The organism is Enterobacter sp. MG-EB028 (assembly GCF_056673305.1).
This window is the reverse complement of sequence record NZ_CP195079.1, coordinates 2,575,498-2,591,261: the sequence shown is the minus strand read 5'-3', so window position 1 is coordinate 2,591,261 and position 15,764 is coordinate 2,575,498. Positions and strand designations below refer to the sequence as shown.

Here is a 15,764-nt window from a genome sequence, read left to right as displayed (position 1 = left end):
GCATACGTGCGGTCTACGTTTAATAAGGGAGATATTTTTACGGCACGGCTGCCGCTAAATTTCATTGCGACAGGAGTAACCCTTATGAGCAAAAAATTTGCCCGCAGCAGCCTGTGCGCGCTCGGCATGACTATCATGACCGCGCAAGCCGCAGAACCCCCAAAGGCCATCGGAGACGGGGAAGGTCGACTGGATATTATCGCCTGGCCGGGATACATCGAACGCGGACAGACGGATAAAAATTATGACTGGGTCACCCAGTTTGAAAAAGAGACCGGCTGCGCGGTCAACGTCAAAACGGCGGCCACGTCCGATGAAATGGTCAGCCTGATGGCAAAAGGCGGATATGACCTGGTCACCGCCTCAGGTGACGCCTCCCTGCGCCTGATCATGGGCAAACGCGTTCAGCCGATTAACCCCGAGCTTATCCCTAACTGGAAAACCCTCGACCCGCGCATCGTGAAGGGCGAGTGGTTTAACGTAGGCGGCAAGGTCTACGGCACGCCGTATCAGTGGGGGCCAAACCTGCTGATGTACAACACCAAAACCTTCCCGACGCCGCCGGACAGCTGGAGCGTAGTCTTTACCAAACAGGATCTGCCGGACGGTAAAACCAATCAGGGACGCGTGCAGGCGTACGACGGCCCGATTTATATCGCCGATGCCGCGCTGTTCGTTAAAGCCACGCAGCCGCAGCTGGGTATTAACGACCCGTACCAGCTCACTGAACAACAGTATGCCGCCGTGCTCAAGGTGCTTCGCGACCAGCATGCGCTGATCCACCGCTACTGGCATGACACCACCGTCCAGATGAGCGACTTCAAAAACGAAGGCGTCGTAGCCTCCAGCGCCTGGCCGTATCAGGCGAATGCCCTAAAGGCTGAAAACCAGCCCGTTGCCACCGTCTTCCCGAAAGAGGGGGTAACCGGCTGGGCGGATACCACCATGCTGCACGCGCAGGCAAAACACCCTATGTGCGCCTACAAATGGATGAACTGGTCGCTCACGCCGAAAGTGCAGGGCGATCTGGCGGCATGGTTTGGCTCGCTGCCCGTCGTGGCTGAAGGATGTAAGGCCAGCACGCTGCTGGGCGACAAGGGCTGCGAAACCAATGGCTATAACTATTTTGACAAAATCATGTTCTGGAAAACCCCTATCGCTGAAGGCGGTAAATATGTACCTTACAGCCGCTGGACGCAGGATTACATCGCCATTATGGGCGGCCGTTAATCGTCCGGGAGCTGAACATGACGTACGCAGTAGAGTTTAACAATGTTTCCCGGCTGTACGGCGACGTGCGGGCGGTGGATGGGGTCACCATTGCGATTCATGACGGGGAATTTTTCTCCATGCTGGGGCCTTCTGGCTCCGGCAAAACCACCTGCCTGCGTCTGATTGCCGGCTTTGAGCAGCTGTCAGGCGGCACGATTTCTATCTTCGGTAAAGAGGCGAGCGAACTGCCTCCCTGGGAGCGGGATGTGAACACCGTCTTTCAGGACTACGCGCTGTTCCCACATATGTCGATCCTCGATAACGTCGCCTACGGGCTGATGGTCAAAGGCATCGACAAGAAAAAACGCCATGCGCAGGCCCGTGATGCGTTGGAAAAAGTGGGCCTGAGCTTTGCCGTCGCCCGCAAGCCTTCGCAGCTTTCCGGCGGCCAGCGCCAGCGTGTTGCCATTGCCCGGGCGCTGGTGAATGAACCGCGCGTCCTGCTACTCGACGAGCCGTTAGGCGCGCTCGATCTCAAGCTGCGGGAACAGATGCAGTTCGAGCTGAAGAAGCTTCAACAGGAACTCGGTATCACCTTTATTTTTGTCACCCACGATCAGGGCGAGGCCCTTTCCATGTCAGATAGGGTCGCGGTGTTCAATAACGGGCGCATCGAGCAGGTGGACACCCCGCGCGATCTCTACATGCGTCCGCGCACGCCGTTTGTCGCCGGTTTTGTCGGCACCTCTAACGTCTTCGATGCGGGTCTGGCGCAGAAAATATGCGGCATGGAAGGCAGCTATTCCCTGCGTCCGGAACATATTCGCCTTAATGAGGGCGGAGACGTTCAGGTTCAGGGCGTCGTGCAGGCCGTTCAGTATCAGGGGGCCGCCACGCGGCTGGAGCTGAAGCTCGCCGACGGTGCCAAACTGCTGGTAAGCCAGGCCAACCTCAGTGAAACCTCGCCGCTGAGCGGCATTGCGCCGGGGCAGGCGGTCACGGCGTCGTGGTCACGCGAGGCGATGATTCGCCTGCAGGAGGAGAGGTGAAATGGCTATGAGCGTTGCGCATCCTCCCGCCTCCTGCAGCCGCGTAAGCCGCGTGACGGCTCTGTTCTGGCGTAAACCGTCGCTCGGCCTGTTCCTGCTCCTGCTCGCGCCGCTAATGTGGTTTGGCATCGTCTATCTGGGATCGCTTCTTACCCTGCTGTGGCAGGGGTTTTACACCTTTGACGATTTCACCATGGCCGTCACGCCGGATCTGACCCTGGCGAACATTCAGGCGCTCTTCAACCCGGCAAACTACGACATTATCCTGCGCACGTTGACGATGGCGATTGCGGTGACGATTGCCAGCGCCATCCTGGCATTCCCGATGGCCTGGTACATGGCGCGATACACCCGCGGCAGGTGGAAAGCATTCTTCTATATCGCCGTGATGCTGCCGATGTGGGCAAGCTACATCGTCAAAGCCTACGCCTGGACGCTGCTGCTGGCGAAGGACGGGGTGGCGCAGTGGTTTCTTAATCATATGGGGCTGGAGCCGATCCTGACCTCGATCCTTACGCTACCCGCGATTGGCGGCAACACCTTGTCCACCTCCGGGCTGGGACGGTTTCTGGTCTTCGTCTATATCTGGCTGCCGTTTATGATCCTGCCGGTTCAGGCGGCGCTGGAACGTCTGCCTGCCTCGCTGCTGCAGGCCTCAGCCGACCTCGGCGCGCGCCCGCGCCAGACCTTTCGCTACGTCGTTCTGCCGCTGGCGATCCCGGGTATTGCGGCAGGTTCAATATTCACTTTTTCCCTGACGCTGGGGGATTTCATCGTTCCGCAGCTGGTAGGCCCGCCGGGCTATTTCATCGGTAACATGGTCTACTCGCAGCAGGGTGCCATTGGCAATATGCCCATGGCCGCCGCGTTCACGCTGGTGCCCATCGTGCTGATTTCACTCTATCTGGCGTTCGTGAAGCGTCTGGGAGCATTCGATGCACTCTGAACGCGCACCGCTGTTCCTGAAAGTGGCCGCCTGGGGAGGGGTTATCTTCCTGCACTTCCCGCTGCTGATTATCGCGACCTATGCCTTTAATACCGAAGACGCGGCCTTCAGCTTTCCGCCGCAGGGGCTGACGCTGAAGTGGTTTAGCGCGGCGGCGGGTCGCGGCGATATTATTGAATCCGTGACGTTGTCACTTCAGATTGCAGCGCTATCCACCGCGATAGCCCTCGTGCTTGGCACGCTTGCTGCAGCGGCGCTGTGGCGAAGCGAGTTTTTTGGTAAGAACGCGATCTCGCTGTTGCTGCTGCTGCCGATTGCGTTACCGGGGATCATCACCGGCCTGGCGCTGCTGACGGCCTTCAAAACAATCAACCTGGAGCCGGGATTCTTTACCATCGTGGTTGGGCACGCCACCTTCTGCGTGGTGGTGGTGTTTAACAACGTGATTGCCCGGTTCAGACGCACCTCCTGGAGCCTGGTGGAAGCGTCGATGGATCTCGGGGCCGACGGATGGCAAACCTTCCGCTATGTGGTGCTGCCCAATCTGGGTTCCGCGCTGCTGGCCGGGGGAATGCTGGCGTTTGCCCTGTCGTTTGACGAGATAATCGTCACAACGTTTACGGCGGGACACGAGCGCACGTTACCGCTGTGGTTGCTCAATCAGCTTGGGCGTCCGCGCGACGTGCCAGTCACCAACGTCGTAGCACTGCTGGTGATGCTGGTGACAACTATCCCCATTCTGGGAGCCTGGTGGCTAACCCGCGACGGCGAGAACATCGCCGGCAGCGGGAAATAACAGTGATTTCAACAGGACAATGCTATGCAAACACAACTGCTGATAGAGGGAAAGCTGGTAACCGGAGAGGGAGAAAAACAGCCGGTGTATAACCCGGCTACCGGAGAGGTGCTGCTGGAGATTGCTGAAGCGTCTGCGGCGCAGGTCGACGCGGCGGTTCAGGCGGCCGACCGTGCATTTGCGGCATGGGGGCAAACCACGCCGAAAACCCGCGCCGAGTGCCTGCTGAAGCTGGCGGATGCGATTGAAGCGCATGGGGAGGACTTTGCACGGCTCGAATCCCTCAACTGCGGCAAGCCGCTGCACTGCGTGCTGGGCGATGAAATTCCGGCAGTGGTCGACGTTTTCCGTTTCTTTGCCGGGGCCGCCCGCTGTCTGAACGGGCTGGCAGCCGGAGAGTATCTTGACGGGCACACGTCTATGATCCGCCGCGATCCGGTGGGCGTGGTTGCCTCTATTGCCCCCTGGAACTACCCGCTGATGATGGCGGCCTGGAAGCTGGCCCCCGCGCTGGCGGCAGGGAACTGCGTGGTGATTAAGCCCTCAGAAATCACACCGCTGACTGCGCTGAAGCTGGGAGAGATGGCAAAAGATATCTTCCCGGCAGGCGTTCTGAACGTCCTGTTTGGTCGCGGTAAAACGGTGGGCGACCCGCTTACCGGCCATGAGAAAGTTCGTATGGTCTCACTGACCGGGTCAATTGCTACCGGGGAACATATCATCGGCCATACCGCGTCCTCCATTAAACGCACCCATATGGAGCTGGGTGGTAAAGCGCCGGTTATCGTGTTTGATGATGCCGACCTGGATGCGGTTGTCGAAGGGGTGCGGACGTTTGGTTTCTACAATGCCGGGCAGGACTGTACGGCGGCCTGTCGTATTTATGCTCAGAAGGGCATCTATGCCCAACTGGTGGAAAAGCTGGGCGCAGCGGTTGCCAGCCTTAAAATGGGTGTCCCGGACGATGCCTCTACCGAACTGGGACCGCTCAGCTCGGCTGCCCATCTTTCACGCGTCTGTCAGGCCGTCGATGAGGCGAAAGCGCTCGGCCATATTCGCGTCGTCACGGGCGGGAGCAAAAAAGAGGGGGCGGGCTACTACTTCCAGCCAACCCTGCTGGCGGGGGCAAAGCAGGACGACGCCATTGTTCAGCGAGAGGTGTTTGGCCCGGTAGTGAGCGTTACTGAATTTGACGACGAGGCGCAGGTGCTGGCCTGGGCGAACGATTCGCAGTACGGCCTTGCGTCATCGGTCTGGACCAAAGACGTGGGCCGCGCCCATCGCCTGAGCGCGCGCCTGCAGTACGGCTGCACCTGGGTGAATACCCACTTTATGCTGGTGAGCGAAATGCCGCACGGCGGCATGAAGTTATCCGGCTACGGCAAAGATATGTCGGTGTACGGGCTTGAGGATTATACGGTCGTGCGGCATGTCATGATCAAACATTAATTTATAACGGCGTGGCTGGGTTAATCGTTATATTTATTCCGGCCACGTTTGAAAACCAGTCAATAATACGGAGGTTAATTTCCCTGGGCTTTATAGGTATATTTAAAAATATAATTTTACTCTCCTTGAAATCCAGAAATCTTCGGTAAAAATTAGATTGAATCATATCTCTTATCGGTGAAACCATGGATACATTAATATGTCCTGCAACGCCTGTTCAGACGTTCCCGCATTCTGCTGCACCTAATACATATAATCCTCGTTTACATATAAAAGTGAGTTTGCTTGCATTACTTATTTCCGCTTCTCTGACAAGCCACGTTCGGGCAGAGGACTATACGGATACCGTTATCAGCGACGATCCGGATATACCAAGAGTGTTCCTGAGCGGAGACACCATCACCGTGACGGACAGCGATGCGTCCGCGATTCGCGCCGAAAATGGAGGGGGCGTTTCGGTACCGGATGGTGGAGTCGCCATTACCGTGACTGGCACCGGTACGGCTGATGGATTAAATAATAATGTGATTATTATAAACAGTGGCTCGGACGTAAATCTTGGAACCGGAACCACCATCAGCGCTTCCGGTAAAGCTCTTGGGATCCTGCTAAATGGATCGACAGACGCGAATGACCCTCGCCCGCAGTTTAAGGCCAGAGATTTGTCCATAAATACAAGCGATATGGTTCTTGGGGGAATAGATAGCCCGGGTATTAGTGCTAACTGGCATAGCGATGTGGAATTAACGGGGGATTACCGGGTCACTAATGCCGGGGCTAACAGTGGTGCCCTGTTATCGGCTAACGCTGGCGCCCATATAACGATGGAAAATGCTGAACTGAATGCGGGTACGGGTGAAAACCCGGCATCGGGCACCTCCTTCGGTATTGTCTCGCAATTCAGCAGCAGCATTACGGGCAGCGGAACGACGAATTTAAATTACGACGGAAGCGGAAACTTTTTTGGCGTGGTAGCCGGTGCCAGTCTGTCGGGCGAGGATGCTGCCCGGGTACAATTAAACGATATGAATTTACAGATCCGCTCTGACGGTGGGGCGGCAAACGGTCTCTGGGCAACCCAATCCGGGACAATTAACATCATCGGGAATGCAGACCTGAATGCGCAGGCCGCTTCCGGCTATCTCGTCAGGGCCGACAGAAACGGGACGGTTACCCTTTCAGGGGCCTCAATCGGCACACTCACGGCAGATACTGCATGGGGTGTCTGGGGGGCGGGGCTTGGAAATCTGTCACTGAATCAAAGCCAGCTCGCGGTGGAGGGTACAGATGCCGCCGCCGTTATTCGCGCTGATAACAGCGCTGCCGCTGGAGAAAACCGCTTTTCCTTTGTCGATTCAGTCCTGAGCAGCAATAAAGATGGTGTGCTGGTTACCGCCGGGGATGCGACCATTACGCTGATAAACACCCGTCTCAGCGCTGATAATGGGGCAGTGATTAACGCCGCTGGCACGGGCACAACCCGCGTGGTGGCGGACAATAATTCACAGTTAACCGGGCGAGTGCAGACGGCAGAAGGCGGCACGACAAATCTGACGCTCGGCAGTGGCTCTTCCTGGAACGTCACGGAGGATTCCAGGCTCAGCAACCTGACGCTGGATAACGGTACCCTGCGCTATGCTGGCGCGGCGGCACTTACCGCGACCGATGGCATAACCCTGAGTGGCGGTGGTGGCACCATTGATACCAGCGGCAATGCAATCCTTATTTCATCTGTCCTGACGGGCGATGGCGGTTTAACAAAGACCGGCAGCGGAATACTCACCCTGACGGGTACACATTCCTATACCGGTGGTACAGCGATCAGCGAAGGTACGTTGCAACTTGGCAATGGTGATAACCCGGGAACGATTGCCGGTAATATCATCAATAACGGTACGCTCACGCTGAATAATAACGCTGTCCAGCAGCTAAACAATGTCATTACTGGCACGGGGCAATTCCGCAATGAAGGCGCAGGCACTACCATCCTGACGGGTGATAACACCTGGACGGGGGGAACCCTGATTAACCATGGGACAGTGCAACTGGGTGATGGTGGAACGCAAGGGAGCATCAAAGGTGATGTGACGAATAACAGTGCGCTGGTGGTGAACCGTAGTGATGCTCTCACGCTAGATGGCGCGATCGGCGGTTCAGGAACGTTGAGAAAACAGGGAAGCGGGGAGCTGATACTTTCCGGCTTATACAGCCTGACGGGCGGAACCTATATTGATGCCGGGACGCTGACATTTTCGGGCAACACGGCAACGACCAATGTGACAGGCCAGAGTGGCTCGATACTGAACCTGAAGAACAATGCCACCCTCACGGGTTGGGTTGATCCACTGGATATGAATATTGAAAGCGGCTCGACCTGGAATGTCACCGGTACCGCGGGACAGAACGTTCTGGATACGCTGACGCTTGCCGGAAATATTAATTTCCCGGGCGCGACAGGTGGCACTTTCACGCCTAACACCCTCACGGTAAAAAATCTCAATGGGCAGAACGGGACGGTCGGCCTGAATGCCGATCTCAGCAACGGAACAGCGGATCGCATTATTGTAAACGGTGGCGCTGCAACCGGGAGTACTAACCTGGCGGTTAATAATGTCAGCAATACGGGGGCACCAACGCAAGGGAACGGTATTCTGCTGGTGGAGACCACCAATAACGGAACGACTGCTGCCGATGCTTTCCGGCTGAGCAGCCCTGTTTATGGCGGGGCATATCGCTACTCCCTGCTGCGTGGCGCCAGTGATGGCAGTGCGGCTGATAACTGGTATCTCACCTCTGATCAACCCGGTTCGCCAAACCCGGATTCGCAAAACCCTGGTTCGCCAAATCCCGGTACGCCGGTATGGCGTCCGGGTGTCTCGGTGGCGGCAGCCACGCCGCTGATTGTCGCAGGGACTAATATGGCGATGATGAGTAACTTTTATGAACGTACCGGTTTTTATGGTCTGAACAACAGTGATGTAACACCGACAGCATCTATGCCCTGTGAGGAGGATCTTACGCTGTGGTGTGCCAGAGAATCACGGGCCTGGGGACGTTATATCAACGATAACATTACGCATAAAGGTGATGGGAAGGGTATCTACGGCGATGCCGGGGCAAAGTATGATCAACACATTAACGCCATTCAGTTCGGGAATGATATCTGGCGCAATGTTGATGATACGGGTAACCGCAATTACGCCGGTCTGTATGCCACGATCGGCAACAGCAGAAGTCACGTGACGGATTATGACGATAGCGAGGCGGGGCTAAGCCGCCTGGATGCTTACACCCTCGGCTCCTATTTTACCCATGTTCATCATAATGATGCCTGGACGGATATGGTATTCCAGGGTTCATGGTTAAAAGCACGTAACCAGGCCGAAGACAATACCCGTTACGATACAGAAGGGTTCGCTCTTGCGACATCTCTTGAAGGTGGATTCCCGGTGTACGAGACAGGGAGCATAAAAGTAGAGCCGCATGCGAGAGTAACCTATCAGTATGAAAACCTGAATGATGCCAATGATGGCCTGACCGAGATCCGTTTCAATAATTTCCAGTCACTGCAGGGTTCCGCAGGGATTCGGGTCAGCAATATCGGATTGGTGAACAATCTCAAATATTCTGTCTGGCTGGATGCCGGTGCCGGCCAAGAATTTATGGGTAAATCGAAGACGGAGTTTGTGATGACGGAGAAAACCGAAACGATTACCACCCGGACGCGTGGCGGCTTTGCTGATGTGAAGGTCGGGGGCAGCCTCGATCTCAACAAAACGCTTGCTGTCTATACTTCTGCGAACTGGACGCCGCGCTTTGATAATACAGAGTACAGTCTGGGAGCCTCGATAGGCGTGAGAGGGACCTGGTAACCTGACGGCTGCCGCTCTCATTATTTTACGCATGCCCATGAACGATCCTCATGGGCATTTTCATAAGTTGTAGCGAAATATACTCAATTGTTATTAGCCATAATATTTAAGTGGTTATTCTGTAACGAAAAAACTTGATCTGTGTCAACATATGACGCATATTGCGTGCGGTTATTTTTTCGGCTCTGGTATACAGAATGACGTTGTATCAAAAGATGTTGGTTTTTTACGCAATCATGGCTTCCATCTGCGCATTAATTACCTGGTTCCTTTCTAAAGATCGCAAGCGCATTCGCCTGCTTAGCGCGTTTCTGGTAGGGTCGACCTGGCCGATGAGTTTCCCCGTTGCGCTGCTGGTCTCGCTTTTCTGAAGCATCCTTCCATTTTTAAACGATGAATATGGCATTCCAGTTATGATGACTGTATAAATAAACAGTGCATCGTAAAAGGAGTGCTTATGAACAGTTTTTACTCGCAGCATGCGGGTTGCATCGTGCGCTGGCATGATTTGCCCGGCTCTGGCGATCCCGTAGTCTTCATCCACGGATTGGGCTGCGCCTCTTCCTATGAATATCCCCGCGTCGTTTGTGACCCGCTGTTTGGCGCGCGCAGAGCGATTCTCATCGATTTGCCCGGCAGCGGTTACAGCGATAAACCTGACCATTACAGCTATAAAACCACCGACCAGGCACGCGTTGTGGCGGAACTGATTGACCATCTTCAGCTGGATGCCTTTTGGCTATATGGCCACAGCATGGGCGGCAGTATTGCTATCGAAACGGCGGGGCTGCTGGCAGCACGCATAAAGGGATTGATGGTGTCAGAGCCCAATTTTCATGCGGGCGGGGGCATGTTCAGCCGATCTATTGCAGCGCAAACTGAACAACAGTTTCTGGAGCAGGGCTATAACACCATGCTCGGCGCAGAAACCACCGCGTGGGCAGGGTGCCTGAAGAGTAACGCGTCATATGCCGTCTGGCGGGGCGCATCGAGCCTGGTGGCGGGCGTTGAGCCGGACTGGGAAACCCAATTTTTGTCGCTGCCTTGCCCGGTAACGTTGATTTTCGGTGAGCTCTCACTGCCGGATGATGATGTAGACAATCTGAAGCAGAAGGGCGTTGAGGTAAAAATTATCCCTGCGGCGGGGCATTCCATGTCGTGGGAAAACCCGTCCGCACTGGCGCAGACGTTAGCCGAGTGTATGGCGGCGTGATTATTGTGCAGTTTATTATCGTTGCGGAATGTTGGCCGGGTAAGCGCAGCGCCACCCGGCAAAAAAGGCGGCTACATGATTAAAGTCCGTAGTGCCCGACGTGCGTCAGGCTGAACATCATGCGGATGCTGATAATCAATATTCTCTATTGCCCGGCTATAGAGTGCGACCAGCCAGTCGTAAACGTACGCGGTGGCCGCATGGACCGGCTGTTCCCCCAGGCGCGTCAGGCGCGGTGCGTCACTGCTGACGACGGGCGTAACAAAGATTGCCTGACCTTTGCGGATGCGGCTTGCGGGGCGCTCTGCTGCAGGTGACTGGTCGTAACCCAGCCAGCCAACGAAATTCCCCATCACGGCGTGCAGCTGCGCCGCGCTGCTTTTATCCGCTTCGACAATTCGCTGAAGCTGTTGCGGCAGATTAAGCCGATAGCTGGTTACCACCAGCACATCCGCGATTTGCTGCAGTACCGCAGGCTCCAGCCCAAGACGGGCGGCCGTAGCTTCATTGCGGCTCCACTGGCGCAGATGATTTATCCATACTTTGTGCGCCAGACGTGCGTTGTCTTTTGTCTGGAACCGTCCTGCGCTTTCCTGGGCGTTATCGGCGAACAGATCGATGGTGTCCGTAAACAGTCCGTTCACCTGCTCTTCGCGCGGCTGCTGAACGGCGAGCAGCGTTTCAAAGGCTTTCAGCGGCGGGAGCAGGCCCTCAAGCAGCTCGCCGTGACGGGCAGCGCTGCTTTGCAGCGTGCGCACCATGTTTTCGGCCTGAGCGCGTCGCGTACCCGGTTCCTCAACCAGCGGCGTCAGGTAGCTTTGCATCAGCGACGCGATCTCCTGCCGCAGCAGGTTTTTCAGCGTGCCGAGACGCTTCTGCCGCTGTGCGGGTAGCGTAGCCTGAGACAACCACTCAATGACGCGCTGCATGCTGTGGCTGTCCAGCGCCTGCAGTGTTCCCCAGCGCAGGCCAGGCTTGCCAAGCAGATGCTGTACGGCTTCATCGAGATTCTGTCGGGTGGTGAAGCGAGCGTCATGCGGGGTGATCGCCCACACCAGACCCGGCAGGGCAGACTCCTCGGCAGGCTGGGTCTCTTTTACCCAGTTAGTTAACACTTTTGCTTTTTGGGCAGTCTGCTCGTGCTGCGCCGTCGCATTGCAGATCACCAACACATCCGGCTGGAGCTGCTGGCGGTAATGTTCAAGCAACCACTGGCATTTAGCCTGTACTAAAGGATCGGCACTGTGGTCTTCAAAGACCGGAATATCAATGATATCAACATTATCCAGCGCACCGTTCTCAACCGGCAAGGCCAGCTCGCGGGTCAGGAAAGCAAGCACGTCGACCGGGATGCTGATGGCGTTGAGCATTTCACCGTTGTTCAGCGGATGCAGCAGCGTCTCCTGAGACTCCTGCTGGGTTAAGGTGCCGTGCGTCAGGAAGCCTTCGCCGGGCAGACCAAAGCTGTCCACCAGCAGGCTCAGCGGCGCAGCCAGCTCGCTGGCATGGCTGGTCTGATGCAGCACGTGGGCAAGCTTCAGCCACTGCTGGGTTAACTCCTGTTGCTCGCCCCACAGCAGCGACCAGACGCTGGCGCGGGTGCTGAGATCGAGCGATGGCACCAGTTGGGCAAATTCATGCCACAGGGCATCGTCAATTTGCTGTTTTGCGGCGGGTACGGTGCTTTGCCAGAAGCGGGCAATCGCACCCACTTCCTGAGCGGTGATGCCGGGCACGCCCTGCGGCTGGCGCAGGCCGCGCCATTTCTCCAGACGCGTCTCAATGACCGCTTTATCCACCGCGCGCATCTGCGGGTGCAGCGTCGTGCGGGCAATAAACAGCTGTACCAGTTCGGCCTCGGTGACGAGGCTCAGACGTAGCGGAAACGCCTCATCCGCTACCTCCGGGATGTCGCGGGTGAAGCGCACGGCCATGTTGGTCAGGGCATGACCCGGATTGATATGCGAAAAATAGTCAAAGGTGCGCTGGCCCGGCGTCACGTTCAGGCGCCCGTTACCGCTGCCGCACAGCGACAGCAGCAGGTGTGCTTTGGCGCTCTGAGAATGACCGTAAAGCCCAATGCTGCTACGGCGGGTCAGGGCGCGTTCAATGGCCTGCTCCCGCGCCTGCGCCGCGTTGATGCGAGCAAGCAGGGCGTCAGCATCGTTATCCAGCACAGGGGCGTTCAGGCGCGTCTCGTTAATCCACCCAATTAAGGCCTGAGTGGTGGTCGTCGTCGCTGTCATTTCAGGTATACGCTCCCGCTGTCGATCCAATAGTGGCTGCCGCTGTGTCGGCGATCGGCCAGAGTATTCAGTTTGAAGGTTAACGCGTCAGGCGCTACCGGCGTGCCGTCCTGTAGCCAGGCATCGCTCAGCTCGAAGGCCTCCGGGCCCTCCTGCTTGCTGCCGCCGCAGAGCTTAAGCCGCACGTTCAACACGCCGTCGCCGGCAATCGCTTTTGCCAGCTCAGCCGAGTTGATGCTGAGCGTATAAAGCGGCGTAGCGGGCCAGCGCGCGTTTGCCAGCTGGCGGAAGCCGAGGGTGACGTTGCCGCGCAGCGGGAAGTGCAGACACGCGTCGAGCTTCGCGCCCGGCTTATCCAGGTCGATATCCTGATACCAGACGTTTTCCTCGCGCAGGGTATTGACGGTATTATCCAGCACGCCGAGATAACGAACGGTGGAATACGCGCCAATGTCAGCGGCTTTGAAGTTGAAGCGCGGCAGACGCAAATCGAGCGCCAGACTGCAGAGCATGGCCCCCACCGCGGCGGTCGATTTCGGGTTGCCTATGCGCCCCTGCTGGCTGAACGGATACCACTCGTGCACCTGGTATTTATCCAGCCAGACGATGCGATTAACCGGCACCGGCTGCAGGTGACGAATCAGCGCCTGAACGCCCGGCAGGCAGCCTGGACGCCCGGTGATCAGCAGAATATCGCAGCTGTAATGGGAAATCGCTTCACACACAGCGTGGAGCGGCGAGGTCAGCGTAAACTGACCGGCCAGCATTGCATCCTGCATTTCGCGGAAATTCACGTGCAGCGGCACAGCGAACAGGTCGAAGGCTTCTGAGCCCGCCGGCAGGGCATGATCGATCGCCTGCTGGAGATAATTCATCACGTTGCGGGTCGGCTTCTGCGGCAACAGATCGCCGAAGGTGGCATGCAGGCCCGCCAGCGGATCGTCAACGTCGCTGGCTTCCCACGCAGAAAGAATGGCGTGGCCAATTGGCATAAAGAGCTGAAGCGCCGTTTGCTGGCGCAATACCGCCTGGGTATCAATACGTCCGGAGTCGCCGAACAGCGACGCCATCAGCAGCGAGGCGTCCGCAATGCCGGATTTCTGCAGCTGCGTTTGCAGGGCGGGCAGGACATAGCGCTGAATCACGTCCAGCAGGGTATCGTCGCCCGCCACTTTAAACCCTTCGCGGAACAGCAGCTGCGGGGTAATTTTGACGTTATTACCGGAGCCGTCATCAAGCTGGTAGTGGGTGATCGCCATATCCGTGGTGCCCCCGCCGATGTCGATAGAGGCGACGCGTAATGCGCGGCCCGGCTGCACCCCCGGCTCGGGTTCACGATCCGTGCGGGCGAGGGAGGCGAAAAAGGCTTCCGTCTGGCCGCCAAAACGGGAGATCGCTTCGTTATACAGCCAGACCAGCTGACCGCAGCTGGCTTCATCCCACTCCATCTGGATCTCAGGGACCGGCACCACGCTTTTTTCCTGCTGCTTGCGGGTGGCAAAATCTTCATCCTGCGGGTGCCAGCCCATCGCTTTCCAGACGATGGCAATGGCTTCAAACATGCGGCGACGGAAAATCTCGCGCTCCTGCTTCGGCATAGCCGAGGGCAGGGTCAGTATCAGCGTGCGCAGCTGGCGCGGCGAGGCCGGGAAGCCCAGCCGCAGGCGCGTGGCGACGCTGTTGATCTGACCCAGCGCCTGCGCCAGCAGCTCGCACAGCATGTGCGTCATCAGCGTGCTGCGGCTGTACTGCGGCGAAAAGACCGGCAGCCGTTCGTCCTGCGGTAGCGTAAACAGCGGTTCACCGTCATCGTTCATCAGGTTCATCAGCGGAAACGCCGTGGCGAGCGGTTCACGCTGGGTTTTGCCGTTCATCTGGCTAAAGCGCCAGTCCTGCACGACCGGTGTTTCATCCCACAGGTAGCGACGCGGGCTGGAGATGCCGCTGTTACCTTCGGTTCCCAGACGCTGCATCGCCAGCTTGCGGGCTTCATCACCCACGCGAACAATCGACGGCCAGACAAACGCATCTTCGCGACCGCTTTCCACCGAGAAGTGCTGTTTGCCAAAGCGCGCTTCGGAGAACTCAAGACGGCTGGTGAACAGGGGCTCGTTGAGGAACTGCGGCTCGCTTAACGAACGAACCTGCAGCTCGGCGGTCTGCCGAAGCCCATCGTTTGCATCACCGTGGTCTTCAATAATCACGCCGCAGGTATGGGTGTTGCCCACGTCGAGGATCAGGTCGACCGGAATGGCAGGCGTGCTGAGCGTATGGGTGACAAATTTCACTTCTGGCACGGTGAGCTGTTCACCGAGCATGGTCAGCAGGTTGAGCCAGTGGGCCTGATATTCAAAACTGCGCATTGCCTGATGCAGGTCTCGTTCAGAGCGGTTTTCAACGCCGTCGGCATACTGGGTAAACGCCTCGCGCAGCCAGCCGTCAATCCAGGTCTGGTCGAGGAAGCTTTCAACCTCATTATCCCGCCAGGCCAGCGCAAAGCGGGTTCCGTTCAGAATATCGTTTTCAACCGGGGAGAGGGCGGAGGTGGCATGTTCCGCGATCTGGCTGTCGAGCGCGAGGGTGACGCGGTGCGTGTTGCCTGCCGTGTCGGGCTTATCGAGCTTGCGCACCTGAACGCGCGCCCAGTTATCCGGTCCTTCCACAAAGGTCCGCGGCGGGTTAAAGCGCAGGAAGGGAACGGGAAGCCAGACGCCGTCAAGCACGGCAAGGGACTGATGCAGCGGGATCGTCGTTTCCGGTTTAACCACTTCAGGCTGCCCGCCGTTCGTCCCCGGCAGGGTATAGCGCCCGTTCACCAGGTCGAAATCGAGTCGCAAAAGGGGGCCGTTCGCGGTTTTACGTACGAAGCGTCCGTTGCTGGCGGTGTCCTGTGGCGTCAGACCGAAATCCAGGAACTGCACGCCGCTGTTGGCAATAAGCGTGACGCTTTGTTTATAGTCGCAAAGATTTACCAGCATAGG

At 57.3% G+C, this 15,764-nt stretch carries 10 protein-coding genes; 8 read left to right on the top strand and 2 right to left on the bottom strand.

Annotation, left to right across the window (positions count from 1 at the left end; all coding sequences use genetic code 11):
• The first annotated feature begins 84 nt into the window (after positions 1-84).
• The 8 genes from ydcS (at position 85) to ACR42C_RS12255 (ending at position 10,537) form a co-directional block, all read left to right on the top strand.
• Complete coding sequence (gene ydcS / locus ACR42C_RS12290) at positions 85-1,230, top strand: putative ABC transporter substrate-binding protein YdcS (protein ID WP_479984153.1); 1,146 nt, start codon at positions 85-87, stop codon at positions 1,228-1,230.
• A gap of 17 nt (positions 1,231-1,247) precedes the next feature.
• Complete coding sequence (locus ACR42C_RS12285; protein WP_302218218.1) at positions 1,248-2,261, top strand: ABC transporter ATP-binding protein; 1,014 nt, start codon at positions 1,248-1,250, stop codon at positions 2,259-2,261.
• 7 nt (positions 2,262-2,268) lie between these two features.
• Positions 2,269-3,207: an ABC transporter permease gene (locus ACR42C_RS12280; RefSeq protein ID WP_438532429.1), complete on the top strand. Its 939-nt coding sequence runs from the start codon at positions 2,269-2,271 to the stop codon at positions 3,205-3,207.
• Positions 3,197-4,003, top strand: a complete 807-nt coding sequence (locus tag ACR42C_RS12275) for an ABC transporter permease (protein ID WP_166711343.1) — start codon at positions 3,197-3,199, stop codon at positions 4,001-4,003. Before ACR42C_RS12280 ends, ACR42C_RS12275 begins: the two co-directional genes overlap by 11 nt.
• 24 nt (positions 4,004-4,027) lie before the next feature.
• The gene (patD, locus tag ACR42C_RS12270; RefSeq protein WP_192982077.1) at positions 4,028-5,452 is read left to right on the top strand and encodes an aminobutyraldehyde dehydrogenase; all 1,425 of its coding nucleotides are present in this window, start codon (positions 4,028-4,030) and stop codon (positions 5,450-5,452) included.
• Between the two features lie 185 nt (positions 5,453-5,637).
• Positions 5,638-9,324 carry an autotransporter domain-containing protein gene (locus ACR42C_RS12265; protein WP_479984152.1) on the top strand — a complete coding sequence of 1,229 codons (3,687 nt, stop codon included), beginning with the start codon at positions 5,638-5,640 and terminating at the stop codon, positions 9,322-9,324.
• Between the two features lie 197 nt (positions 9,325-9,521).
• Positions 9,522-9,695 carry a GhoT/OrtT family toxin gene (locus ACR42C_RS12260; RefSeq protein WP_013096478.1) on the top strand — a complete coding sequence of 58 codons (174 nt, stop codon included), beginning with the start codon at positions 9,522-9,524 and terminating at the stop codon, positions 9,693-9,695.
• An 86-nt stretch (positions 9,696-9,781) separates the two neighbouring features.
• Positions 9,782-10,537: an alpha/beta fold hydrolase gene (locus ACR42C_RS12255; RefSeq protein WP_474482410.1), complete on the top strand. Its 756-nt coding sequence runs from the start codon at positions 9,782-9,784 to the stop codon at positions 10,535-10,537.
• A gap of 71 nt (positions 10,538-10,608) precedes the next feature.
• Here ACR42C_RS12255 and ACR42C_RS12250 read toward each other — a convergent pair whose 3' ends face one another.
• Both ACR42C_RS12250 and ACR42C_RS12245 read right to left on the bottom strand, forming a co-directional pair.
• Positions 10,609-12,783, bottom strand: a complete 2,175-nt coding sequence (locus ACR42C_RS12250; protein ID WP_479984151.1) for a virulence factor SrfC family protein — start codon at positions 12,781-12,783, stop codon at positions 10,609-10,611.
• Positions 12,780-15,761 (bottom strand): virulence factor SrfB, encoded by a 2,982-nt coding sequence (locus tag ACR42C_RS12245; RefSeq protein WP_479984150.1) that lies wholly within the window; start codon positions 15,759-15,761, stop codon positions 12,780-12,782. Before ACR42C_RS12245 ends, ACR42C_RS12250 begins: the two co-directional genes overlap by 4 nt.
• Positions 15,762-15,764 lie beyond the last annotated feature (3 nt).

Bases quoted from the DNA above. Each gene is read 5' to 3' on its own strand.
- ydcS (WP_479984153.1), top strand. From the start codon at position 85: ATGAGCAAAAAATTTGCCCGCAGCAGCCTGTGCGCGCTCGGCATGACT.
- ACR42C_RS12285 (WP_302218218.1), top strand. From the start codon at position 1,248: ATGACGTACGCAGTAGAGTTTAACAATGTTTCCCGGCTGTACGGCGAC.
- ACR42C_RS12280 (WP_438532429.1), top strand. From the start codon at position 2,269: ATGAGCGTTGCGCATCCTCCCGCCTCCTGCAGCCGCGTAAGCCGCGTG.
- ACR42C_RS12275 (WP_166711343.1), top strand. From the start codon at position 3,197: ATGCACTCTGAACGCGCACCGCTGTTCCTGAAAGTGGCCGCCTGGGGA.
- patD (WP_192982077.1), top strand. From the start codon at position 4,028: ATGCAAACACAACTGCTGATAGAGGGAAAGCTGGTAACCGGAGAGGGA.
- ACR42C_RS12265 (WP_479984152.1), top strand. From the start codon at position 5,638: ATGGATACATTAATATGTCCTGCAACGCCTGTTCAGACGTTCCCGCAT.
- ACR42C_RS12260 (WP_013096478.1), top strand. From the start codon at position 9,522: ATGACGTTGTATCAAAAGATGTTGGTTTTTTACGCAATCATGGCTTCC.
- ACR42C_RS12255 (WP_474482410.1), top strand. From the start codon at position 9,782: ATGAACAGTTTTTACTCGCAGCATGCGGGTTGCATCGTGCGCTGGCAT.
- ACR42C_RS12250 (WP_479984151.1), bottom strand. From the start codon at position 12,783: ATGACAGCGACGACGACCACCACTCAGGCCTTAATTGGGTGGATTAAC.
- ACR42C_RS12245 (WP_479984150.1), bottom strand. From the start codon at position 15,761: ATGCTGGTAAATCTTTGCGACTATAAACAAAGCGTCACGCTTATTGCC.